21 protein-coding genes are annotated in these 23,537 nt (G+C 37.5%); 10 read left to right on the top strand and 11 right to left on the bottom strand.

Annotated elements, in window-relative coordinates; all coding sequences use genetic code 11:
* Positions 1–38: 38 nt before the first annotated feature.
* The gene (locus tag I5818_RS25240) at positions 39–437 is read right to left on the bottom strand and encodes a DoxX family protein (protein ID WP_078109302.1); all 399 of its coding nucleotides are present in this window, start codon (positions 435–437) and stop codon (positions 39–41) included.
* Positions 438–571: 134 nt separating this feature from the next.
* On the opposite strand from I5818_RS25240, the gene I5818_RS25235 reads away from it, so the two are divergent.
* A complete protein-coding gene (locus tag I5818_RS25235) occupies positions 572–754 on the top strand; it encodes a small acid-soluble spore protein H (protein ID WP_078109303.1) in 183 nt (60 codons plus the stop codon).
* Positions 755–814: 60 nt separating this feature from the next.
* Here the strand turns inward: I5818_RS25235 and opp4C are convergent, their stop codons facing one another.
* From opp4C to I5818_RS25210, 5 genes are all read right to left on the bottom strand, one after another.
* Positions 815–1,738 carry an oligopeptide ABC transporter permease gene (gene opp4C / locus I5818_RS25230; protein ID WP_078109304.1) on the bottom strand — a complete coding sequence of 308 codons (924 nt, stop codon included), beginning with the start codon at positions 1,736–1,738 and terminating at the stop codon, positions 815–817.
* A gap of 12 nt (positions 1,739–1,750) precedes the next feature.
* Positions 1,751–2,716, bottom strand: a complete 966-nt coding sequence (locus I5818_RS25225; protein WP_058006140.1) for an ABC transporter permease — start codon at positions 2,714–2,716, stop codon at positions 1,751–1,753.
* Between the two features lie 96 nt (positions 2,717–2,812).
* The gene (locus tag I5818_RS25220; protein ID WP_071976342.1) at positions 2,813–4,600 is read right to left on the bottom strand and encodes a peptide-binding protein; all 1,788 of its coding nucleotides are present in this window, start codon (positions 4,598–4,600) and stop codon (positions 2,813–2,815) included.
* A gap of 84 nt (positions 4,601–4,684) precedes the next feature.
* Complete coding sequence (locus tag I5818_RS25215; protein ID WP_071976343.1) at positions 4,685–5,695, bottom strand: ABC transporter ATP-binding protein; 1,011 nt, start codon at positions 5,693–5,695, stop codon at positions 4,685–4,687.
* Between the two features lie 13 nt (positions 5,696–5,708).
* Positions 5,709–6,677, bottom strand: coding sequence for an ABC transporter ATP-binding protein (locus I5818_RS25210; RefSeq protein WP_071976344.1), 969 nt, complete (start codon positions 6,675–6,677; stop codon positions 5,709–5,711).
* Between the two features lie 409 nt (positions 6,678–7,086).
* Here I5818_RS25210 and I5818_RS25205 point away from each other — a divergent pair, with 409 nt between their 5' ends.
* The 6 genes from I5818_RS25205 (at position 7,087) to I5818_RS25180 (ending at position 13,440) form a co-directional block, all read left to right on the top strand.
* On the top strand, positions 7,087–8,124 hold the full coding sequence (locus I5818_RS25205; protein ID WP_078109305.1) for an FUSC family protein: 1,038 nt from the start codon (positions 7,087–7,089) through the stop codon (positions 8,122–8,124).
* A gap of 66 nt (positions 8,125–8,190) precedes the next feature.
* Positions 8,191–9,198, top strand: coding sequence for an XdhC family protein (locus I5818_RS25200; RefSeq protein ID WP_169846863.1), 1,008 nt, complete (start codon positions 8,191–8,193; stop codon positions 9,196–9,198).
* Entirely contained in the window at positions 9,191–9,820 is a 630-nt protein-coding gene (locus tag I5818_RS25195; RefSeq protein WP_071976347.1) for a nucleotidyltransferase family protein, read from the top strand. Before I5818_RS25200 ends, I5818_RS25195 begins: the two co-directional genes overlap by 8 nt.
* Positions 9,817–12,147: a xanthine dehydrogenase family protein molybdopterin-binding subunit gene (locus I5818_RS25190; protein ID WP_078109307.1), complete on the top strand. Its 2,331-nt coding sequence runs from the start codon at positions 9,817–9,819 to the stop codon at positions 12,145–12,147. Before I5818_RS25195 ends, I5818_RS25190 begins: the two co-directional genes overlap by 4 nt.
* Positions 12,134–12,967, top strand: coding sequence for an FAD binding domain-containing protein (locus I5818_RS25185; RefSeq protein WP_078109308.1), 834 nt, complete (start codon positions 12,134–12,136; stop codon positions 12,965–12,967). The genes I5818_RS25190 and I5818_RS25185 overlap by 14 nt, the downstream gene beginning before the upstream one ends.
* Positions 12,968–12,987: 20 nt before the next feature.
* A complete protein-coding gene (locus tag I5818_RS25180) occupies positions 12,988–13,440 on the top strand; it encodes a (2Fe-2S)-binding protein (RefSeq protein ID WP_078109316.1) in 453 nt (150 codons plus the stop codon).
* Between the two features lie 35 nt (positions 13,441–13,475).
* Here I5818_RS25180 and I5818_RS25175 read toward each other — a convergent pair whose 3' ends face one another.
* Complete coding sequence (locus I5818_RS25175) at positions 13,476–13,997, bottom strand: hypothetical protein (protein ID WP_071976350.1); 522 nt, start codon at positions 13,995–13,997, stop codon at positions 13,476–13,478.
* A gap of 165 nt (positions 13,998–14,162) precedes the next feature.
* Here I5818_RS25175 and I5818_RS25170 point away from each other — a divergent pair, with 165 nt between their 5' ends.
* A complete protein-coding gene (locus I5818_RS25170) occupies positions 14,163–15,887 on the top strand; it encodes an ABC transporter ATP-binding protein (protein ID WP_058006149.1) in 1,725 nt (574 codons plus the stop codon).
* Between the two features lie 159 nt (positions 15,888–16,046).
* On the opposite strand, the gene I5818_RS25165 is transcribed toward I5818_RS25170, so the two are convergent.
* From I5818_RS25165 to I5818_RS25155, 3 genes are all read right to left on the bottom strand, one after another.
* The gene (locus I5818_RS25165) at positions 16,047–16,517 is read right to left on the bottom strand and encodes a hypothetical protein (RefSeq protein ID WP_078109309.1); all 471 of its coding nucleotides are present in this window, start codon (positions 16,515–16,517) and stop codon (positions 16,047–16,049) included.
* A 140-nt stretch (positions 16,518–16,657) separates the two neighbouring features.
* Positions 16,658–17,911 (bottom strand): dicarboxylate/amino acid:cation symporter, encoded by a 1,254-nt coding sequence (locus I5818_RS25160; protein WP_390883600.1) that lies wholly within the window; start codon positions 17,909–17,911, stop codon positions 16,658–16,660.
* A 752-nt stretch (positions 17,912–18,663) separates the two neighbouring features.
* Positions 18,664–19,566, bottom strand: a complete 903-nt coding sequence (locus I5818_RS25155; RefSeq protein ID WP_058006153.1) for a nuclease-related domain-containing protein — start codon at positions 19,564–19,566, stop codon at positions 18,664–18,666.
* Between the two features lie 94 nt (positions 19,567–19,660).
* On the opposite strand from I5818_RS25155, the gene I5818_RS25150 reads away from it, so the two are divergent.
* Together I5818_RS25150 and I5818_RS25145 are read left to right on the top strand one after the other, a co-directional pair.
* Positions 19,661–20,560 carry an NAD(P)/FAD-dependent oxidoreductase gene (locus I5818_RS25150; protein ID WP_071976355.1) on the top strand — a complete coding sequence of 300 codons (900 nt, stop codon included), beginning with the start codon at positions 19,661–19,663 and terminating at the stop codon, positions 20,558–20,560.
* A 172-nt stretch (positions 20,561–20,732) separates the two neighbouring features.
* Positions 20,733–22,406 (top strand): methyl-accepting chemotaxis protein, encoded by a 1,674-nt coding sequence (locus tag I5818_RS25145; RefSeq protein WP_071976356.1) that lies wholly within the window; start codon positions 20,733–20,735, stop codon positions 22,404–22,406.
* A 110-nt stretch (positions 22,407–22,516) separates the two neighbouring features.
* On the opposite strand, the gene I5818_RS25140 is transcribed toward I5818_RS25145, so the two are convergent.
* On the bottom strand, positions 22,517–23,356 hold the full coding sequence (locus I5818_RS25140; RefSeq protein WP_078109311.1) for an HAD family hydrolase: 840 nt from the start codon (positions 23,354–23,356) through the stop codon (positions 22,517–22,519).
* Positions 23,357–23,537 lie beyond the last annotated feature (181 nt).

The following is a 23,537-nucleotide window of genomic DNA, read 5'->3' as shown; positions in this document are numbered from 1 at the left end:
AAAGCAGGTTTTAGTGACCTGCTTTTTTATTTTCTAGTTTAAGGACGATAGAATAATACATAGTCACCTGGTCCAATTAATGCGACTCCAATGACTACAGCGATAAGAACAAAATTATATTCAAAGCCATTATTGGTGAGCCAGTACCCGTTACGACCATGAACAGATACAATGGCATCAATCATAATAATGGTAATTAACGCTGCGCCTATTGGGGTGAGTACACCTGCACTGAATAATAATCCGCCCACTAGCTCAAATAAGCCTGCACAAATTGCCCATATAGTTCCACCGGGTTTTATTCCGATCGATTCCAACCATTCTCCTGTTTTAGTTACGCCCGTACCACCGAACCAACCAAATAGTTTTTGTGCACCGTGTCCTACAAATGTAAGACCTACCACTAAACGAATAATAAGTAGTCCAAGGTTTGCCATCCATATCCCTCTTTCATATTTTTAATTTCAGTATGAACGAGAGTGTGGATTTTATTCACAATAGAATCAGAAGAGATGTATATCTTTCTATTAAATAGCAAACGGTAAGAATAAATTAAAGGAGGTATATTCAAGTGAATAAACAAAGGGCACAGGAAATTGCTGAGTCTCCTAGTATGGTTAACGTTACCTATAATGGAAAGCCAATCTATATTCAGCATGTTGACGAAAAAAATGAAACCGCTCGAATCTATCCTTTGGGTCAACCGGAAATGGAAGAAGAGGTTTCATTGAATAGTCTTATTGAAAGTGAATAAAAAAACATAGGGCCAGTTTTTTTCCTCATTTAGTGGGACAAGGGACCTGACCCTGTGTCCCTATCGATTATTACTTTTTGGATCGAAGGCATCACGAAGGCCATCGCCAATAAAGTTTATACAAAGAACAGTTAATAGGATTGCGAGTCCAGGAGGAATCCATGCTTCTGGGCTATTGCGTAAGATACGTAAGCTTTGAGCTTCAGAGATCATATTTCCCCATGTAGGGGTAGGCTGTGGAATACCAAAGCCGATAAAGCTGAGAGCGGATTCAACAATGATCATTGTTGCCATCATGAGTGTAGCATTTACCACAATTGGTCCGATGGCGTTTGGAATAAAATGCTTAAAGATAATTCGAAAATCACTTGCCCCAATCGCCTTTGCTCCTAGGACAAATTCTTGTTCGCGAAGTGAAAGAAAGGTACCGCGAATAATCCTTGCTAAGTTGGGCCAAGAAGTGATAGCAATAATACCTACGAAGATTCCAATGGTGACTTTTTGCAAAATGGCTACAATGGTTAAGACGAGAACAAGAAAAGGAAGCATGAGAATCAAATCGGCAATTCGCATAATGATCCCATCGACGATGCCTCTATAGTATCCTGCAATTGAACCAAGTGTTACCCCTATGATAAGAGTACAAAACATGGCACTAAATCCGACAATCATAGAAATTCGTCCACCATATAAAAGACGGGAAAAATTATCTCTTCCAGAGCTATCTGTTCCTAAAGGATGATCGGCGCTTGGTGGCTGTTCAATTAGGAGCAGATTTGATTTAGTAGGAGGTTGATTTGTTAATAATGGAGCAAAAATAATAGCGACGACTATAAGAAACAAAATAATCAGCCCTGCCATTGCAAGTTTGTTTTTCATAAATCTTCGGAGGGCTAGCTGAAAAGGACTCTTCCCTTTAATTGATTTTCTCTTAGAATTGACTTCAGGGTTCGAATCGAAAGTAAAATTCGTTTTAGTATCCATTCTTTTCCCCTCCTAATCATAGCGAATTCTTGGATCGACGATACTATAAAAAATATCTGCCAATAAATTTCCGAAAAGTATAAAGAAACCTAATAGTAAATTGATCGCCATTATGACAGGGTAATCGCGGCTTCCTATAGCCCTTAAAAATAATTGACCAAGTCCAGGGAATTGGAAAACTCCTTCGGTAATAACTGCTCCGCTCAATATACCTCCTATTTCAAATCCCATAAGAGTAATAATTGGAATCAGTGCATTGCGAAGAGTATGTTTATAAAGGACATTTCGTTCACTCATACCTTTTGCCCTTGCAGTCCGAATATAGTCTTTCCCTAATACATCTAGTACCTCCGATCGCATATAACGCATATAGGCAGCTGTTCCTGCTAAACCAAGTGTGATTCCTGGTAAGAAGAGATGGTGAAGCTTATCAAAAAATAACTCTAAACCAGTCAGCCCCGGTGTTGATACAGTTCCCTGGGATGGAAACCAACCTAGAGTGATCGATAAGACGTATATAGCAACTAGTCCAAAAAAGAAATTTGGAACAGCTAAACCAAAGAATCCGAAGGTTGTAGCTCCATAATCAAGTAAGGAATAGGGCTTTTTTGCTGAATAGATGCCAATTGGAATGGAGACGATTAATGTAATAATGAGAGAAAACAGTCCTAAACTAAATGTATTACCTATTCGATCACCGATTAATTCGGAAACATCTCTGCCATTATATGTGTAAGATTGACCTAAGTCCCCTTTGGCAACTGATGTAAGCCATTTCCAGTATTGTACATGAATTGGGTCGTCTAAACCAAGGGCTTGCCTTTGCTGCTCAAAGACTTTTGGATCAATTCTAGGATCGACCATTCTACCAGAAAAGGGATCGCCAGGTGCGGCTTGGATGAGAGCAAAGACGATAATTGTTAAGCCGAGTAGCATTGGAATAAAAACGAGTATCCTACGAATAATGTATGTTGTCATAGGTCCCCTCCGTTCTTGGAAAGGATGGGAATATCTCATGAATGGTAAAATCTCTTTTCGCTGAGACATTCCCGTTATCCTTAGATTTTATTAAATTTATTTAGATGACACCCACCATAAATGTGTATCATTATACATGGAGTATGGTAGAGGTTTAACATTTTGTAAGCGCTTGTTATACCCCCATAACGTATTTTGTGCATATAAGATTAATGCTGGTAAATCATCCTGGAATAGTACTTGCCAGTCACTATACACTTGATCACGATAGGCTTGATCGAATGCTTCTGGTGGTTGTACCGCCTTTTTCATTAGTTCGTCGGATTCCTTGTTATTCCAACGACCATAATTGTAGGCAGCTTTGGAGCCCCATAGGCCGCTTGGATCTGGATCTGTACTACTTAGGCTCCAGCCAAGTAAATAAAGATCCCAATCATCACTATCTTTTTCAAGAACATCAGAATACGTAGAGAATTCAATTGGTTGACGAAGATCTATTTTGATTCCTACAGCTTCTAACATTTCTTGAATAATTGGTGCAGAACGCATACGAAGCTCATTTCCTGTTGGATAATTTAATGTGAGAACCCATTTTTTTCCGTCTGGGTCTTCACGGAAGCCATCATTATCTTTATCAACATATCCTGCTTCATCCAATAGCTTTTTAGCCTCTTCAACGTTAAATTTGTATTGGTTTGGTTTTTCGCCGTCATAAGCGGAGAATTGAGTAGCTATCGGTGCATTAATAACCGCTCCACGCCCATGAAGTAATGCTTTAATTAATCCTTCTCGATCAACGGCATAAGCAATTGCTTGACGTACCCGTTTGTCTGCAATCTTTTTATTAGGGACCCAATTCTCAGGTTTAATCACACCGGCTTTTACATCTTCAGGCGTACGATGGTTTACCATGAAGCCCATTAGCTGGTATCCAAACTTTGGTTGCTCAATAATTTCAATATTATCCAATGCACTAATGGAGTCATAATCCGCTGGTTGGAAGCCATTTGGATCAGCTACGAAGTCGAGTTCTCCTGTTTCGAGCATACCGACAATAACTGATTGATTGACAACCTTCCAAACAATTTGATCAAGGTATGGCTCACCTTGCCAATAATCTTTGTTCTTTTCTAGAATGTATTGCTCTCCTTCAATCATTTTTGTAAATTTAAATGGTCCTGTTCCAATCACTTCTCCCGCATTGAGCGTGGCACCGGCTTTTGGCATATCTTTTATTGGGATATCTTTAAAAATATGTTCAGGAATAATCGGGAAGCTAGCATTATCAAGAGCTGTTACATTCGGTTCACTAAACTTAAAGGTAACTGTATGCTCATCTTGGGCAACTACACCTTCAAATTGATCTGTTTTCCCCGAATTGAAATCCTCGTATCCTAAAAGTTTTTCGACATATTCGGTACGAACTCCGCCGGCTTCAACATAGCCAGGGCTAGCAATCGATTTGTAAGTGAAAACAACATCATTTGCTGTGAATGGCTTGCCATCATGCCATTTAACATTATCCTGTAAGGTAAACGTTACTTCAGTTTGATCATCATTAAATTTCCATTCCTTTGCCAATGATGGCAAAAATTCGAGTTTTTCATTTTGCGTGACTAGACTTTCATGTGTAAATGACAGAATGTTACTTTCATATGCATCTGTGTAGAATATAGGATTAAATACACCGGCAGGAGCCGTATCCATTGCCCCAGTAATCGTCCCGCCCATTTGTGCTTTCCCTGTTTCTTCAGAAGGGCTGTCAGACCCTTTTTCGTTTTCCCCTTTTTCGGTACTATCTCCCCCACCTTTACAAGCTGCAAGGAACATACTTAATGAAAGAATGAAGATTAAACTGAGAAGAAAGCCTTTTTTTGTTTTCAAATTTTTCCACCCCTTTTTATCTTTAAAGAAAACTAGGACTTCAAATGTGAATCTCTGTGCATCACCTCCTTTGAATCACTCATTTTATTTTTCTGAGTAAAGATGGCAGGCTACAAAGTGATTGGTGGTCATGGTAGATAGTTCAGGTCTTTCTATAGCACATTTTTCGAAAGCATGTGGGCATCTGGTTCGGAACGCACATCCAGACGGTGGATTGGATGGGCTAGGGAGATCTCCTTTTAAAGTTATTTTTTCACGTCTTATGTGGATATTTGTTGTTGGTGCAGAGGATAGAAGTGCTTGTGTATATGGATGTAACGGTTCCTCGTATAACTCCTTTTTTTCAGCTATTTCTACGATTCGGCCAAGATACATGACAGCTACACGATCGCTAATATGCTTCACAACACTTAGATCGTGTGAAATAAATAAATAGGTTAAGTCAAATTCATCTTGAAGATCAGACATTAAATTTAGTACCTGTGCCTGTATAGATACATCCAATGCAGAAACAGGCTCATCACAAATAACAAATTTTGGTTTAAGGGCGAGAGCACGGGCAATACTTATTCGTTGCCTTTGACCTCCGGAAAATTCATGAGGATATTTCAGGCGATCGTCGGGACGCAGCCCAACCTTTTCAAGCAGTTCAATTGCTTTGTCTTTTCGTTCCTTTTTATTTAGCGATGTTTGTACCACAAGAGGCTCCTCAATTAATTCAGCTACGCTCATTTTTGAGTTCAATGAGGCAAAAGGGTCTTGAAAGACAATCTGCATATCTTTTCTAAAAGGTCGAAGCCTTCGATTCCTTAAATGGGAAATGTCTTGGTTTTCAAAGATGATTTGTCCCTCAGTTGGTTCATGTAGGCGGAGGATAACTCTTCCAAGTGTGGATTTTCCTGAACCGGATTCCCCAACAATTCCAAGTGTCTCCCCTTTTTTAATATTTAGAGAAACTCCATCTACAGCTTTTACATGACCAACAGTTGATTTTAAAATTCCTCCTTTAATTGGGAAGTACTTTTTAATATTTTTAGCTTGTAATAGGTATGTGTCTGTTTCTACTTGTCTTTCTTTAACATTGTCTAATTGCACATAAACTTCCTCCTTATTCATAGATATAACAACGAACATCATGTCCAGATTCTGTTGTTTGTAGCTGTGGCAGAGCTTCTTTACATTTTTCCATAACTTTCGGACATCGATCGGAAAAACGGCAGCCTTTTGGAAAGTTATAGGAAGGTGGCACTGTTCCTTTAATCGCACCTAGTCTTTTTACCTCTTTATCAATACTTGGTAAGCTTTCAAGTAGGCCAATTGTATATGGGTGCTGTGGATTAGAAAATAATCTTTCAACCGTTGTATCTTCCACAATTTGTCCACCGTACATCACCATGACCCGATCTGCATACTCTGCCACCACTCCAAGATCATGAGTAATTAAAAGTATGGCCGTATTGAATTTTTTCTTCATTTCATTCATTAGATCCAAAATTTGTGCTTGGATAGTCACATCTAATGCAGTTGTAGGCTCGTCTGCAATTAGTAATTTAGGATCGCATGACATGGCGATTGCAATCATTGCTCGCTGGCGCATTCCTCCTGATAATTGGTGAGGATACTCTTTAATAGTTTCCTCTGCCCTGGGGAATCCGACCATTTTCAATATTTCGATCGCTTTACTATAGGCTTGTTTTTTTGTTAATTTTTTGTGTTTGATTAAGGTTTCCACGATTTGATTGCCAATCGTGAATACCGGATTTAAAGCTGTCATTGGCTCCTGGAAGATCATTGCAAGGTCATTGCCCCTAATTTTCGCCATTTGTTTGTCCGAAAAGTTTAGTAGGTTTTCTCCGTTAAATATAACTGTGCCCTCTTTGATTTTTCCTGGTTTATTAATTAACTGCATAATTGAAAGGGATGTGATGCTTTTCCCACTTCCGGATTCTCCAACGAGAGCAACAGTTTCGCCTGGATAAATAGAAAAGTCAATCCCGTCTACTGCTTTAGCAATTTTCTTGTCGTCTAAATAGAAATAAGTTTTTAGTCCCTCTACTTTTAGCAATGCATCCTGCATATTTCCTTCTCACCTCGTATCCCCAAATCTATTATTTAAGTAGTATGAGGTATTCCCATTTTCTACAATTCTGCTCGTGCTTCCATTTCCATTTTTGCAGATTGCGAGAATACAATTTTTTCTTTAACTACTATGTGTAACATTTTTGTAATATGACTAAAATATTTTTTTAATGTCGAATATGAACCAAGTATTTCGTGAAAAGTATGTATGCAGCGAATAAACTCTTAATTAAATGCCGTTTTCGTATAGCTTGTAGCTTATGTAAGAGCTCAAATGTCGGCTTTTACATCAGGTTCTTATGGAGATTGCAAGTTCATTTCGCATTAAATTGAAAAGTGTAGCGACCCCTTTATTAGTTAAAGCTTTACTTAAATAGCCACTATATTTGAGAAACGAGCATAAAAAAATGAGGAAACAAAAACGCTATGAACGATTGAAAAGGATGGAAGATATGAAGCAGAAGAAGGAGAATTCAGTCTTTGAAAATCAATCAATGATGATTTGGAAAATTGCGATTGCCTCTGCATTATCATGGGAGATAGCCAAATTTACAGGTTCGCAGCATCCTTATTTAGCCCCATTGACGATTATTTTGTGTATTAAAACAACTCTAGAGAAAACCATTCTATTTTCATTTTATCGTTTCGTTGGTACAGTGATTGGCATCATATTAATTGTTTTGCTAGCAAAGTATGTTCAAGTAAATGGTTTTACCTTAGGGATTTTTATTTTAGGAGGATCATTCATAGCAAAATGGATGAAATTAAATAAGGTGATTATCGAGCAGGTAGCCTTGTCGATCCTATTAGTGTTGGCTCTAGAGCAACAATCTAATGGTTATGCATGGGATCGGATCAAGGATACATTGATTGGGGCGATTGTAGCTATTTTAGTGAAAGTTTATGTTTTTCCATCTTCAGGTATAAAAAAGGCTACAAATGCATGTAACAATTACAGCAATCATTTAACAGGAATGTTCATTGAACTTTCAAACTGGATAAAAGGTGGATGTGATCCTGTAAAAGGAGTGGAATTCCAAAATCAGTTAAAAAAAGATTATCAGTATCTTGATCAAATGAAAATGGATTTAAATCAAACTTCAAAGACTTTTAGCTACTTTCCTTTTTGTTCGAAGAAAGGGGAAGTAGTAAAGATTTTACATCAAAAAACGAAAAACATTAGTAAAGGTTATTTATATTTATCGAATGTAACAGGAACATTCAAAGAATGGGGAAAGGCAGGTACAATGACAGACCAGGACAAAGCTTCATGGGCAAATCAAATGAAGTTGTTTAGTGAGAGGGCGAGCAATATAAGTAGTAATTCCCCTATTGTGACGAATGACTCTATGATTATATCCATACCAATGGAGTTAATCAATTGGCAATATCATGTGTCACTATTTCAAGAAACGAAGGAATTTTTAAACGGTAGTTCTTCATGATTCACTTCTAATCTCTTATCCCAGATGAATATACTTTTATATAGTACACAGGAAAGTGGTGAATGTATGGAGGACATTTTACCAATATTATTAAAACTTCCTTTTTTGAAAGAGAGCAGTGTTCTGGCAACTATTATACATGTTGAAGGATCTTCATATAAAAAGGAAGGTTCCTGTATGCTCATTGAGGAAAATGGGGAACAAATTGGGATGTTAAGCGCAGGATGTCTAGAAGAGGATGTTAAATGTCATGTAAAGCAAGTTTGGAAGCAAGGGGAGTCAAAACTGTTAATCTATGACCTTAGAGGGGAATCCGATTTAATCTGGGGCCAAGGGGCAGGCTGCAATGGAATCGTGCATATATTATTAGAACCGTTGAAAGAACCGTTAAGAAACGATTTGATGCAAGTAAAGTATTTTTTGGATAAAGGGCAATCTGTTATTCATTTAAAACGATTTGATAAGGATTTTAACCTACTTTCGAATAGCTATATTCCTCAGGATGGGGCTGCATTTGGTGATTTGTCCTATCTAACGGATTTACCTGTTTTTCCTAATAAGAGTGGACTATTCTATACAGAAGGTTTGCTTCCAATATTTAGCCATCATTATATGCCGAGACCACGAGTTATTGTTTTCGGAGCAGGCTTTGATGCAAGACCTTTGGAAAATTTTGCTGCTCAGGTGGGCTTTGAAGTGATCATCTGTGATTGGCGATCTCATTACTGTAATAAAGTAAATTTCCCTTTTGCAAGCAGTTTGATTGTATGTTTCCCGCGTGAAATAGATGAAAAGCTAGATATAAAGAATGGAGATTTTGTGGTTTTGATGACTCATGATTTTCAAAAGGATAAAGAACTCCTATCTATTCTGATCGATAAAAACCTATCCTATCTAGGTATATTGGGTCCAAAAGAAAGAACGAAACGTCTATTGAATCAAAATGACATTCCAGATTGGATCTCTTCCCCAGTTGGAATCTCAATTGGATCAAAGGGAGCAGAGGAAATTGCCATAAGTATAGTAGCTGAGATGATAAAAGCTCTCCGGAATCCAAGGAGATTCAATGAGTAAAAGCAGAATTATTGGTATTTACCTTGCTGCTGGCAGGAGCAGTAGAATGGGGAAGAAGAATAAGCTTGACTTACCTTTATTAGATGATTGCCTAGGCAGTATCGCTTTGAAGACGATCATGCAAACAGATCTGGATTTTACTATTGTAATCACTCCAACGTCTGAGGTGCCATCGTGGATTACACCACCTCTTTTGTTGAATAAGAAGTGGTGTTCTTTTTTATGTACGGAGGCGGAACAGGGGCAGGCCTACTCCTTAAGATGTGGAGTTATGAAGGCCATGAGTATGGAAGCGGATGCTGTAATCGTGTTTCTTGCGGACCAACCATTAATTTCCCGACAAATTATTCATCAACTAATTCATACTTATACATCAAATAGGGACTTGGAAGTTGTTGCATCCTCCTTTAATGGAATTTCTAAACCACCTATCCTTTTTTCCCATCAAGCCTTTCCAAAACTACTAGAGCTAGAGGGGGATATTGGAGCGAGGCAATTACTAAAGAAAAGTAAAAGGAAAGTATGTATCGAGTTTAATGATGAGGTGCCCTTCATGGATGTTGATAATGAGGAGGATTATTCATTAATTCGGAAACTCACAATGGGGAGGGATGAGAATTGAATGTGCTTGGAAAGGGGATAACGCGGAAGGATGCAATAGAAAAGGTAACAGGAAAAGCAAAATATATAAATGATTACACCACTTCTAACATGCTTCATGGAGCCCTAGTTATCAGTCCACTAGGTCATGCAAAAATAGTGAAAATTGATACTGCTCGTGCTAGAAAAGTTCAGGGGGTACGAGCGGTCATTGCTGGTGAGCGTTTTCCACTAGTAGGTGAGGAAATGAAAGACCGCCCACCAATAGCAGTTGATAAAGTTCGGTACCATGGGGAGGTAGTAGCTGTAGTCGTAGCAGATACTTTAATGATCGCCAAACATGCAGCCAAATTAATTAACATTCAATATGATCCTTTGCCAGTTGTTAACTCACCGAGTGAAGCTATGCATGAAGATGCGCCAATTATACATGAAAATCTAGGGAGTTATGAAAAGATTCCCGCTGTTTATCCGGTACCAGGGACCAATATTGCTAGCCTGCAAAAGATTCGTAAAGGGAATATCGAAATGGGCTGGAACCAGAGTGACTTAACCGTGGAGGGGAGTTTTTCCCTTAAACCTTCTGACCACGCTGCCATGGAGACACGGTGTGCGACTGCAGAAATAAAACCTGATGGAAAGATCATTATTTCGACAACCTCTCAAGCTCCATTTATGGTCAAAAAGTTGATTAGCAATTATTTTAATGAAGAACTTGGCAAAATCATTGTGAAAACTCCATTAGTTGGTGGTGGTTACGGAGGCAAGGCCTCTACCCAAGTAGAAATTCTTGCCTATCTTGCTTCAAAAGCAGTTGGTGGTAGGCCTGTCAAAATAAGATATTCAAGAGAACAAGATATGTTGACAGCACCATGCCATATCGGTTTAGAAGCAAAAGTTAAACTAGGTTGTACGAACGAAGGAAGGCTAACTGCTGCGGAAATTACTTTCTTATTTGATGGTGGGGCCTATTCGGATAAATCGATTGATTTAAGTAGAGCAGCCGCAGTCGATTGTACCGGTCCGTATCATATCGAGAATATTTGGTGTGATTCATACTGTATGTACACAAATCATCCTTACTCTGCTCCATTTCGAGGTTTTAGTCATTCTGAGCTTTTATTTGCATTTGAACGCACAATGGATCTGTTGGCAGAAAAATTACAAATGGATCCTTTTGAATTACGTTATATTAATGCCATTCTTCCTGGGGATACTACTCCTACTCAGGTGGAGCTGAATCAAAGTACTGTAGGGAATTTAAGAAAATGCATTGAACGTGTGAAGCAATTATCTAATTGGGAAGAAGGACAGATTATTGAAATAAACGATCGTTTTGTTCGTGTAAAAGGAGCAAGTTGTGGCTGGAAAACGTCAACTATTGATACGAATGCAAGCTCAGGTGTCATTCTAACCTTTAATTCAGATGGGAGTATTAATTTAATTTCAGGTGTTATTGAAATTGGTACTGGAACCAAAACTGTTCTCGCCCAAATGCTTGCTGAAAGGTTACAGATGAGTGTGGATCAAATTCATGTGCGAATGGAAGTAGACACTCAGACAACACCTGAGCATTGGAAAACTGTTGCAAGTAGAGGAACATTTATGGCAGGGAGAGCATTATTAGAAGCTGCAGCAGATGTAGAAAGACAACTAAAAGATGTCGCTTCGTGTGTACTTAGATGCTCCCCAGAGGATTTAGTTGTCGCTAATTCTCGTGTGTTTTTAAGGGATGATCCCAAGGTGGGGTTGGCCTTCCCAGAGATTGTATATGGGTATACGTATCCAAATGGAAATGCTATAGGTGGTCAAATCATCGGTAAAGGAAACTATATTTTACGTAGAATGACGTATATTGATAAGGAAACAGGTGCTGGAAAACCAGGACCGGAATGGACGGTTTGTGCTTCGGTTGTCGAAGTAGAATTTGATCGTAGGGATTACACCTATAAGATTATCAAAGCGAGTACGGTGGTTGATATAGGAAGAGTATTAAATGAAAAAACCGCAAAAGGTCAAGTAATAGGAGCTATGAACATGGGCCTTGCCTATGCAGGGCGCGAAACGTTTATTTTTGATGAACTAGGAAGGGTATTGAATCCGCAATTAAGAACGTACCGCCCTATTCATTACGGTGAGAATCCTGAGTACCGTGTAGATTTTATTGAAACACCACAGCTAGATTCACCCTTTGGCTTACGTGGAGTAGGTGAGCATGGAATATTAGGGATGCCCGCAGCTCTTGGAAACTGTTTGTCAGTAGCAGCTGGAGTTTCAGTGCACCAACTCCCCCTTGTTCCTGAATTACTTTGGAGAACAAAGGAGGGGAATTTAAATGATTCCATATGATTTTGATTATTATCGTCCTAACTCAATCCAGGAAGCCCTTACTATGTATCAAACATTAAAGCATGCTGGAAGAAAACCAATGTATTTTTCAGGAGGAACCGAGATCATTACTCTTGGGAGAGTAGACTGGGTTTATACCGATGCTGTCATTGATTTAAAAGGAATTCCTGAATACCATGTGCTCTTTAAAAGTGAAAGCCGTCTGATCCTTGGTGCAGGACTATCCCTTGTACAAATTGAAGAAGCTAATCCATTTCCTCTACTATCTGAGACAGCTAGTGAAATTGCCGATCATACAGCACGGACAAAGATTACATTAGGTGGGAATATTTGTGCACAGATTTTTTATCGGGAAGCCGTACTCCCCTTTCTATTATCTGATAGCTTAATGGTGGTTGCCATGCATGATGGAATGAAAATCTTCCCGATACATGAAATTTTCTCGAAGTGCTTATGTTTAAGTGAAGGCGATTTTCTTATTCAAGTGAGCACCGATCAAAAATTTGTAGAAGCTCCATCGATTAGTATTAAGCGGCGTAAACAATGGAATACAGGCTATCCGTTACTAACTGCTGCTGCGCTAAAGGTGGATGGAGCCATTAGATTAGCTATAAGCGGATTATGTCCCTTTCCTTTTCGGGCCTTTGAAATAGAAGAATTGCTTAATAACAGTGATTTATCAATGGAGGAAAAAATAAACGGTGCAGTCGAAAGACTCCCATCTCCCATATTAAATGATGTAGAGGGATCGGCAGAATATCGTATATTTGTTTTAAAAAATACGTTGATTGATATTTTACAAGAGTTAGGGAAGGAGTGAGGCAAGTGTCATTGGTTTCGATGTCTTTAAAAGTAAACGGGGAAAGACGGGAGGTTAATATTCGAACGTCGGAAACGCTTCTTAATGTTTTACGAAACCAATTAGGACTAACAGGGGCAAAGCCGGGCTGCTTAAATGGAGATTGTGGTGCATGCACCGTTCATGTCGATGGATGGCCAATGAAATCCTGCCTTATGCTCGGTGTGGAGGGGGTAGACAAAGAGATTACAACCATTGAAGGCTTAGAAAATACTCCTATTCAACAAGCATTTATTGAACAGTTTGCTTTTCAATGTGGGTACTGTACTCCAGGCTTTATTATGAATTGTCAATCCCTGATTGAGCAACATCCAGATGCATCTGATGAAATGATTCAAGAATGGCTAGAGTCGAATATTTGCCGCTGTACTGGATATCAAGAAATTGAACAAGCGATTAAATCGGTATTAGTACGGAAACAAAATTCGGAGTAAGCGGGTGAGGAAACCCGCCGTTTTCTGTTTGCCCGTCATTTTTCAAGGATGCTGTACCAATCAGTTATTTTCCATTGGTCATCTTGTTTAATAAGAGTAATTTCAATTGTTGCTAGTTGATTGGGGTTTGATGGGAATGGGACTTTGCTCCAAACCACTTTAACTTTATTGTTCGATATAATTGTGTAGGATGGATATTCTTCGAGGTTCAGAGGCAAGGTAAGGAATTGTCTATCTACAATGTTATTTTCATTTTTAACTTTTTCTAAAATTTGTTCTTTGAAAGTAGAAAGGAAGGATTCATCAAAATAATTAGGTAGAATGTTATCATAGTCTTCGGTAGTAGTATCTTTACTAGAAACTAAATTGATTAGTTTGCTGCAAGCTTTTCTAATATCAAGTAATATTTTGTTCTTTTCTTTTTCTGTTAGCTCAAATTTCTCATTAACTGGTTGAATAGCTTTTTCTGTTTTAGATGGATCCTTTTCTGAAAACATAAAGGATAAAACAAGTGCAAGGACAAAGATGATCGGAATAAAAACAAAGTTCTTTTTCAATTCTTTACACCCCCATAGTAATAATTCTACCATAATTTGTTGTGAAATCAGAATATTTAGGTAAATTGATTCGAGCTATATTTTCTCTTTCGAACATTTTGATTGCGACATTTCCATTTAAAATTTATAATCGCTAAAGACGAATGAAATAAATGGGGGTGCAGCATGTTACGCAGATTTTTTTCTTACTACTTGCCGCATAAAAAATTATTCACTATCGATTTTTGTAGTGCAGTAGTAGTTGCTTTATTAGAATTAGGGTTTCCGCTTGCTGTACAGTGGTTTATTGATAGCTTACTACCAGATGGGAATTGGTCAACCATTGTATCAGTAGGTGCCGGATTGCTTGTACTGTATATTATGAGTACTTTTTTACAATATATAGTGAATTATTGGGGGCATAAGCTGGGGATTAATATTGAAACAGATATGAGACAGCAATTGTTCCAACATGTACAAAAACAATCATTTCGCTTTTTCGATAATACAAAAACAGGACATATTATGAGTCGAATTACGAATGATTTATTCGATATCGGTGAACTAGCCCATCATGGTCCAGAGGATATGTTTATTGCAATAATGACATTTGTGGGAGCATTTTGGATTATGTTGGGAATTAATGTTAAATTAGCATTAGTGACCATTATTATTCTACCATTCTTAGTCTGGTTGATTACGGTGTGTAATCTAAAAATGAATAAAGCTTGGAAACGAATGTATGGCGAGATAGCAGATGTAAACGCACGTGTAGAGGATAGTGTATCAGGAGTAAGAGTTGTACAATCCTTTACAAATGAAAACTATGAAATTTCTCGATTTACAACGAATAACCGTCGATTTAGAAAGGCAAAGCTAACAGGTTATAAGGTAATGTCATTTACCAATTCAGGAATTTATATGATGACTAGGCTGATCACTCTCGTCGTTTTAATCTATGGTGCATGGCTTAGCTTTAATCATCATTTAACATACGGAGAACTTGTTTCCTTTATTTTATATGTGAATGTTCTTTTTAAACCGGTGGATAAAATCAGTGCGATTATGGAGCTTTATCCGAAGGGAATGGCAGGATTCAAGCGTTTTATCGACCTTATTGATCAGGAGCCAGAAGTACAGGATGTTAAAGGTGCTAAGGAGGTTCCATATCTCAACGGCGATATCCAGTTTGATAATGTAACGTTTAGATATGATGAGCATAAACCAGTGCTTCAGGGAATCAACTTAAACATTCATGCGGGAGAGACCGTTGCCTTTGTAGGACCATCTGGTGCAGGGAAGACAACGATTTGCTCATTAATTCCACGATTCTACGATGTGAATGAAGGAAGAATATTAATTGATGGCATCGATATTCGTCAAATGACGAAACAATCACTACGTTCTCATATTGGTATTGTTCAACAGGATGTATTCCTTTTTACAGGTACATTACGAGAAAATATTGCATATGGAAAGTTAGATGCGACAGAAGAGGAAATCGTCGATGCCGCAAGAAAGGCCCATCTAGAAGAGTTTATTCATTCACTTCCATTGGGTTATGAGACTCAAATTGGTGAACGCGGACTAAAGCTCTCAGGAGGGCAAAAACAGCGAATTGCTATTGCTCGAATGTTCTTGAAAAACCCACCAATTTTAATACTAGATGAGGCAACTTCTGCCTTAGATACAGAGACAGAAAGAATCATACAACGAGCATTAAATGAACTTGCAAAAAACCGTACAACCTTAATTATTGCCCATAGGCTTGCAACGATTCAGAGTGCTGACCGCATAATGGTTGTCACAGAAGAGGGGATTGCTGAGGAAGGTACGCATGAGGAATTAATCGAAAAAGGCGGTATATTTGCTAGATTACACAATGTGCAATATCAACAGCAAGGCGTTTAAGTTTTGTTGTTAAATAGATAAAGCTGCAACAGATGGCTGTTGCAGCTTTATTAATTTGGTTGTTTTCGTATTGTTTGTTGCTTTGTAAATGTATGACTACCAGCTTTTAAATTCACAAGCAATATAGTTAAAACTTAATCTAAATAGCATCATAATTATTTATATTCTTGAGAATCCTTCTTCATGTAAATATTCTGCAGCTTCTTCGTAAGAATTAAAAGTCCCATCTAGGTTTAAACCTGCATACACATTCCACATATCATCCTCATGTAAAAGAACTAATGTAAAGTTATTTCGATTGATCCACTTTTCTTCAAATGGTTCCTCATCGCTTTGGATATCTTCTATGGCTTTTGGTTCTAGAGATTGGATTGATTTTTCAATGATATGACGAAGTTCATCTTCAGAAAAATCGCGAATGTTCACCATCCCTTTATCGTTCGTAGGGTACCCAAGTAAATGCTCAGCATAGACAAAGCCATTTCCGTTAGGATGTAAATGATAAACAATATTCTTTTTGTCAGATGTACTTTCCTCAAAGTGAAAATTAATTCTTCCTAGGGAAACATCTTTTCTTTTTAATTGTGGAAAGGATTCAATGATTGCCAGTTTTTCTTCAAAAGTAAGCATAATGCCTCCATGTTTAGTGATAAATTTAATTGAATAATTATAACATACTCCGTTTAGCAACAAAAAAAGGTTGTCTATTTAGGAGTCAGACCCCATCTGAATATTGTTTGTATTATGGGGTCTGACCTTTTAGACAACCTCTAATTAAAAGCTCTTTTTAGCCAATTTTTCCCTTCTACTAATCGGCTGACCATCATCGCACAGACGGTGTTTCCTGTTGAATTCAGTAATGTTGCAGGGACATCTATGATGGTGCTAATCACCGCAATAATTGGTAGTACCTCTGGTGGAAATCCAAATACACTAAGGATGAGCATTTCGCCAATCATCCCTCCACCTGGAATGGCTCCCATTACCGCCCCAACTAAAAACGAAACCGCGATGATACTGAGTATCCCAGAAACACTTGTCATATCTTTCCCGAATAAACTAAACAAGAAGACGATTTTTAGGACACCCCCAAATACCGAACCATCTTTATGCGTATTCGCTCCAAGAGGAATAATGGTTTCCGCAATATCAGTAGGGACGCCCATTTTTTTAACTGACTCAAGGTTTACTGGGATGCACGCAGCACTTGAGCATGTCGCAATCGCTGTAACAGCAGGAGATATAGCATTTTTCCAAAATACTTTTACCCCATCCTTGCCACTTGCAATAAATGCATACAGTGTAAAGAAACCAAAGAAATAAACTATAGTCAAAACTAGATAAAGAACAAATGCACGGGCATATCCCTCTAAAATTTGCGGTCCTAGCTCACCAATGACTGTTGCGAAATAACAGCCAAGCCCAATTGGGGCATAGTACATAACGAACTTAACGATTTTCATCATGATCGCAGAGCCAGAGGATAGTAAATTCGCAATAGGCTTCCCTTTGTCTCCAACCATTGCTGTTGCTAATCCAAATAAAATAGAAAAAACAATGAGCTGAAGCATATTACTTTTCGAAAATAACTCTGAAAAATCCGAAACGGTAAAGGTCTTCACAAGTTGTCCCAGGAAAGTAACATCCTCTGCATTTGAATCAGTTCCCGGATCGGACATAATGCTCTTTATAGAAGATACATCTGTGTTTTTTAATGGATCAACAATAACAGCACCTATATAACCTAAAATCGCTGAAATGAGTGCAGTAATAACAAAAACTAGAAAAATACCCCCCATAATTTTTCCAAGTCGCTTCATTCCGCTCATATTCGCGATTGCTGAAGCAATACTGAAAAATACTAACGGAACAATAATGGTAAACATTAAATTAAGAAATAAATCACCAAATGGCTTTACAATCGTTGCCTTTGATCCAAAAACGACTCCTGCTACTCCGCCAATAATGATGGAAAATAGCAAAAGAAACGTTGATTTATAATTTGATAGCAGCCTTCCCAAGATGTCACACCTCTTTTGTTTTTCTATACTTGCCTAATTCATTATTATCATCCGAAAAGATAGGTTTGACAATAAAAAGTTGATATTGCTGTCCTTGGAATGTATTACAAGTTCATGCGTGGAAGAAAGAACAGGGAAAAGTGTGTTGGAGGGTGGTGAGTGGAAACACATTATGAAGGAAAGGCATTAAAAATGTGTATCAGAAGGGTGAGTGGAGACACATGACGGAGGGAAAACAGAGAAAATGTGTGTCAGGAGTGCGAGTGGAGACGCATGACGAAGGAAGAACAGCAACAATGTGTGTCAGAGAGTGAAGTGGAGACACATGACGGAGGAAGAACAGCAAAAATGTGTATCCAAGGCGGAAGTGGAGACACATGACGAAGAAAAAACAGCAACAATGTGTGTCCAAGGCGGAAGTGGAGACACATTACGAAGGGAAAACAGCAACAATGTGTGTCAGGAGTGCGAGTGGAAACACATGACGAAGAAAAAACAGCAACAATGTGTGTCCAAGGTGTAAGTGGAGACACATGACGAGCGAAAAACAGCAAAAATGTGTGACCAAGGCGGAAGTGGAAACACATTACAAAGGGAAAACAGCAATAATGTGTATCCAAGGCTAAAGTGGAGACACATTACAAAGAAAAAACACTGAGACACATTTATAGAATAATACAAAAAGAATGTGCCTCAGATTAGAAGTCCAATAAGACTCATGATGGATGAAGTCCTAATTGCATTCTATAAAGAAATTAAATGTAATAGGAGGACTGGCCATGTCCAATGATGTTAAAGTTTTGTGAGAGGATCCTAGAGATTGTTCGTTTCGGCATGATTTTACACCATTCATAAATTGCATTTGTATTAATTTTATTATTTGGAAAAAGTGTAGTGTATTCTTTGATTGATCGTAAAACTGCAGTGCTAGCATTTTCTTTGTAACCACATTTACAAATTACTAACTTTTTATGAAAGTCCCCAATAAACCCACCACACCTCGCACAAATGACTCCTTTTTTCAGTTGTTCAAAAGTGTATTCTGGTATTCGAGTATATGGTGATTCTTCGATATGCAGTGAAATTAATTTCTTTGCTAATTGAGTATGTCGTGAAGATGTATTTGATGCTGCAGTGGTCATCATCCGATTAAAAAATCGTTGTATTTGTGTTGGATAAATAATGGGTTGATTCCGTGGAGCGTGATACAGGTGGAATTCGGGGTTAATAAATATAACATGGGCTTTAATTGGCATATTTAATTGAAGGTCTTGGAGTAGTTTACGTAGTAAGGTTTCAGTTCGTTTTAATTGGAGGATAGGGTTTTTTATCTCTGATCCAGAAGATGAAAACCATCGATCATCCTCCATATAATAATCCCCATCGTAATTTTTAACCTCAAATATATAGATTGTCGAATTGGTGATAACCATTGAATCAATTTGGAAATGAGAATGAGAGAATTCAAAGAGTAGATCATTCAGGATAAGCCAATTATCCGGTAAATGGTGTAACCACTCATCAAAGTGCTGTTCTCCTATGAAGCCCTTATTCAAGTTTAAATAATTCAAATGATCTTTTTCCGATAAGTTCATTCTCTTATATAGATACTTCAGAAGTTCTAACTCTAATGATTCGTAGCGTGGCTTTAATATCATAATAACCTCTCCTTTTATAAAAAAATAATTACCAGTTCATTATTCAGCGAGATTGGAAAAAATATAATTAAACTTTAGAGCTGGAGGAATGAATTTGATTTATGACTGTGTCATTGTTGGTGGTGGAATCGCTGGATTACAGGCGGCTATTCAATTGGGAAGGTATCAACATAAGATTGTTGTGATTGATTCGAATAACGGCAGATCCAATTTTTGTTTGGCTTACCATAATATTTTAGGCTGGCCTAATGGGGTTAGTGGAGGATTCATAAGAAGAGTAGGCCGGGATCAAGCGGAAGATTTAGGTGTAGAGTTTGTACAGAATAAAGTAATGAGTATTGAAAATCAAGAGAATAATTTTGTTTGTACGATTAAAGATGGGAAAGAAATAGTTGGAAAACGTCTGTTACTGGCTACAGGAATTATGGATCGCCTACCTTCTTTTCCGGAAATTTATCCTTGCTTAGGTGTCAGTGTATTTGTTTGCCCTGATTGTGACGGGTATGAAGTGAAAAATGAGAAGACAGTTGTTATCGGTTCTGGAGATGTAGGGGCTAATATGGCTTTAACATTATCATATTGGACAAATGAAATCATGTATATTAATCATGAAAAAAGAGAAGTCAGTGAGCAAAATCAAATTGAATTACGATCTAAGAACATTATCTACCATGAGGAAATAATCGATAAATTTATGGCAAAAGGATCACAGTTTAAGGGTGTAGTATTAAAAGATGGAACGAAAATAGAATGCGAATATGCTTTTGTCGCACTTGGAGGCAATGAGGTTCGTTCACAGCTCGCATCAAAGTTGGGGGTAGAACTACATGAAAACAAGCATATTCTCACTGATTCACGAACGAAAATGACGAATATAAAACATGTATGGGCAGCGGGGGATGTTGTTGCACATTCAGAGCAGGTAACAATTGCTATGGGTGAGGGTTCCCAAGCAGCGATTTGGATACATAAAAGTTTACTGTCAGATGAGTAATTAAAAAATATACGAAAGAGCTTGAACCAGAATAAAATTGGGTTTCGAGCTTTTTTATTTTCCTAAAAGAGAACTTAAACATTAAAACTTAATAATTCCTCTACAATTTCTTAACAAATGAATAGTATAAAAGTCTTAGAGATAAGAAAATTATACCAAGGGGAAAGATACAATGCCATTTCTTCATAAGCTTAGCCTGCGAACTGTTTTGATTTTGCCTATTATACTAGTCATTATTTTGTCCTCAGTAATCATTGCCTATTTTAGTTATACAAAAAATAAGCAAATAACGGTTCAATCGATAGAACAACAGCTACAAGCCTCAGTAGAAGTAATAAGTGAAAAAATTACAATGTTAAAAGCCACTGTCCCTAAACAGCAATTTGATAAAAAGCTAACCTATGCTTTAACTCAAAATAAAAATAGATTTCGATCATCTAGTTTGTCTCCTATGCAATTTAAACTGACAAAGGATCAAACCATTGAGCTATTTACGGAATACCGTGATACAATTCCAAAGCTTTCAAAAAATAATATCAAGCAAATTATTCAACAACGACAAGGGATTATTCATGATCAAGGGATGATGATCGCCTTCGCTCAACAAGTAGAGTTAGATGGGGCATACTACATCATTGCATTGAAAGATCATGATTATTTACAACTAGTAAATAGCTATAGAATAATGTTGGTTTTGATAACGTCAATTACAGTAATAATCGCCAGTCTAATTGGTTTTTTTACCATTCGGAGAGTAACGAAACCAATCCTATATTTAAAAGATTTAATGGGGAAAGTCTCTAGTGGCGATTTACGAGCAAGAATTGGATTAAGCCATTCTAGTAAGGAGCTAAATTTATTAGAATCAGGTTTTAATCAAATGGTGGATCGCCTGCACTCGATCATTTATCAACTAGAAGAAAGTGCAAATCGAGTGACAATATCATCTGAAAGAATGAGAATGACAGCCTCAGATTCAAAATCTGCATCAGAACAAATTGCTATTGCGATGGAAGAGGTAGTAGGAGGATCCGAAGTACAAGTTAAGTCCGCGGAACGTGTTACCAATGACGTCTTTAAAATTGCTAACAAGATGGATCAAGTCTCTCATTCCATTCATAAAGTAAAAGAGTCCAGTCAAATTGCATTTCGAAAAGCGAAGACTGGGAATCAGTTAGTAGATCGCACAGTTGAACAAATAAAGCTAGTTAATGGATCAATAGAGAGTACAGCCCAATTGATTCATGCTTTAAATGAAAAGTCCAATCAGATTGACCATATTCTCAATCTCATTCAAGAGTTAGCCAATCATACGAATCTATTATCATTGAATGCAACGATTGAAGCAGCTCGTGCTGGTGAACATGGAAAAGGTTTTTCCGTCGTAGCACAAGAAGTGAAAAAACTATCTAATCAGTCGGGACAAGCTGTATTAAAAATAAAAGAAATTACTGATGAAATACGGAACGAAACGGAAGATGTGGTAATGGCTATGAAAAACGGGTTAGCAGAACTAAAAGAAGGAATTGATATGGTGCAACAAACAGAAGAAGCATTTGCAGATATCACGAATGCTGTCAGTGTTGTTACTGGTGAGACAGAAGATGTTTCAAAAATTGTGAGTCATGTTCATTCACAGACAAAGGATGGGGTTCTACAAATAAGTAATATTTCAGCGATATCTCAGGATTTTGCAAGATCGATACAACAAGTGACAGCTGCATCAGAAGAACAACAAGCTTCCATGGAAGAAATGCTAAATGAAGCAGCCGCATTGAATGATTTATCAAATAAATTAGAGCAGACACTCAAAAATTTTACTATACAAAGTATGGTGAACAAATAAGCAAAAGCCGGCAGTAGGGCTTTAACAAAAACAACAAACGATACGAAACCAGCCTAAGACAAATAAAAGAACCCCTCCAAAGAAAAGGATACTTTTATTATCTTATAAAATTATGATTGGCTTATTTGTTTTAATATATCAACGAGTTCAGTTAAATTTCGGACAATCCTATCTGCCTGCGAAGGTACACTAATTCCATGAGGGTCAATTAAAATAGTTTGGCAGCCTAATTCCTTCGCGGGAGAAATTTCATTAATAGCATTATCGCCTATACTTAGTATTTGGTTATATTCCACCTGATAAGACTCTTTAATCATCCTCAAATGGTCCTTCGTTTTCATAGGTTTTTTCCCATCAAAGATTTTTTTATCAAACAGGTGTTGGAAACCTAGTTTTGATAGGAGTACTTCACTATCTCTTTTCGGGGAGTTTGTTAGCAAAATGAGCTTTGAGTGAATTGCTAATTGTCTAAGCACCTGTTTAAAATCAGGGACTTCCTTCATTTGAAACCTCGGGGACATCATGTATTCACGAGTTTCTATAAAGGAACATTCCGCATATTGATTGGTAATCCCATAATGTCTAGCAATTGCCGCTGGAACCCACCATAGATCTCCGATGTTTAACATAGAGTGGAAGTCAAAATTTAAAGTAGAAGGATAAAGTTTTTCTACGTTTTCTTGTTCTAGTGGCTCCCCTTCCCATGTACAGGCATAGGTTACCATTCCGTGGTCCTGGGTTAATATAAGATCTTTTTCCACATCAAAAATTGTTCCCATTTTTAATGGATGCTTTCCTTCTAGTACTGCTTGGTAATCATGTGTAAACAGTTTCCTTTTCGGCTCATTAAGTTTTTCACATAGTTTTTTTGCATAATAATCAAAGTGGTGTGTGTCTTCATATAAAGTTCCATCTAAATCAAATATGATTAATCTGTTATTTTCTTGCATGTTCTTCAACTCTCCCTACAGCAAATAGAGTATTTCATTTTTTATTATACAAAAAAAGCCATGTGATATAGAGGGAAAGATTGTTTATTGTTTAGTAATTTATTAATTTACCACTTTACTAAAGTAAAGGAATATTATATAATGATAACAAATTAATAGAGATATTCGGTTTTATAGAATT

This window comes from Heyndrickxia oleronia (assembly GCF_017809215.1).
GTDB classification, from domain to species: domain Bacteria; phylum Bacillota; class Bacilli; order Bacillales; family Bacillaceae_C; genus Heyndrickxia; species Heyndrickxia oleronia.
This window is presented reverse-complemented; position numbering and strand designations above follow the sequence as displayed.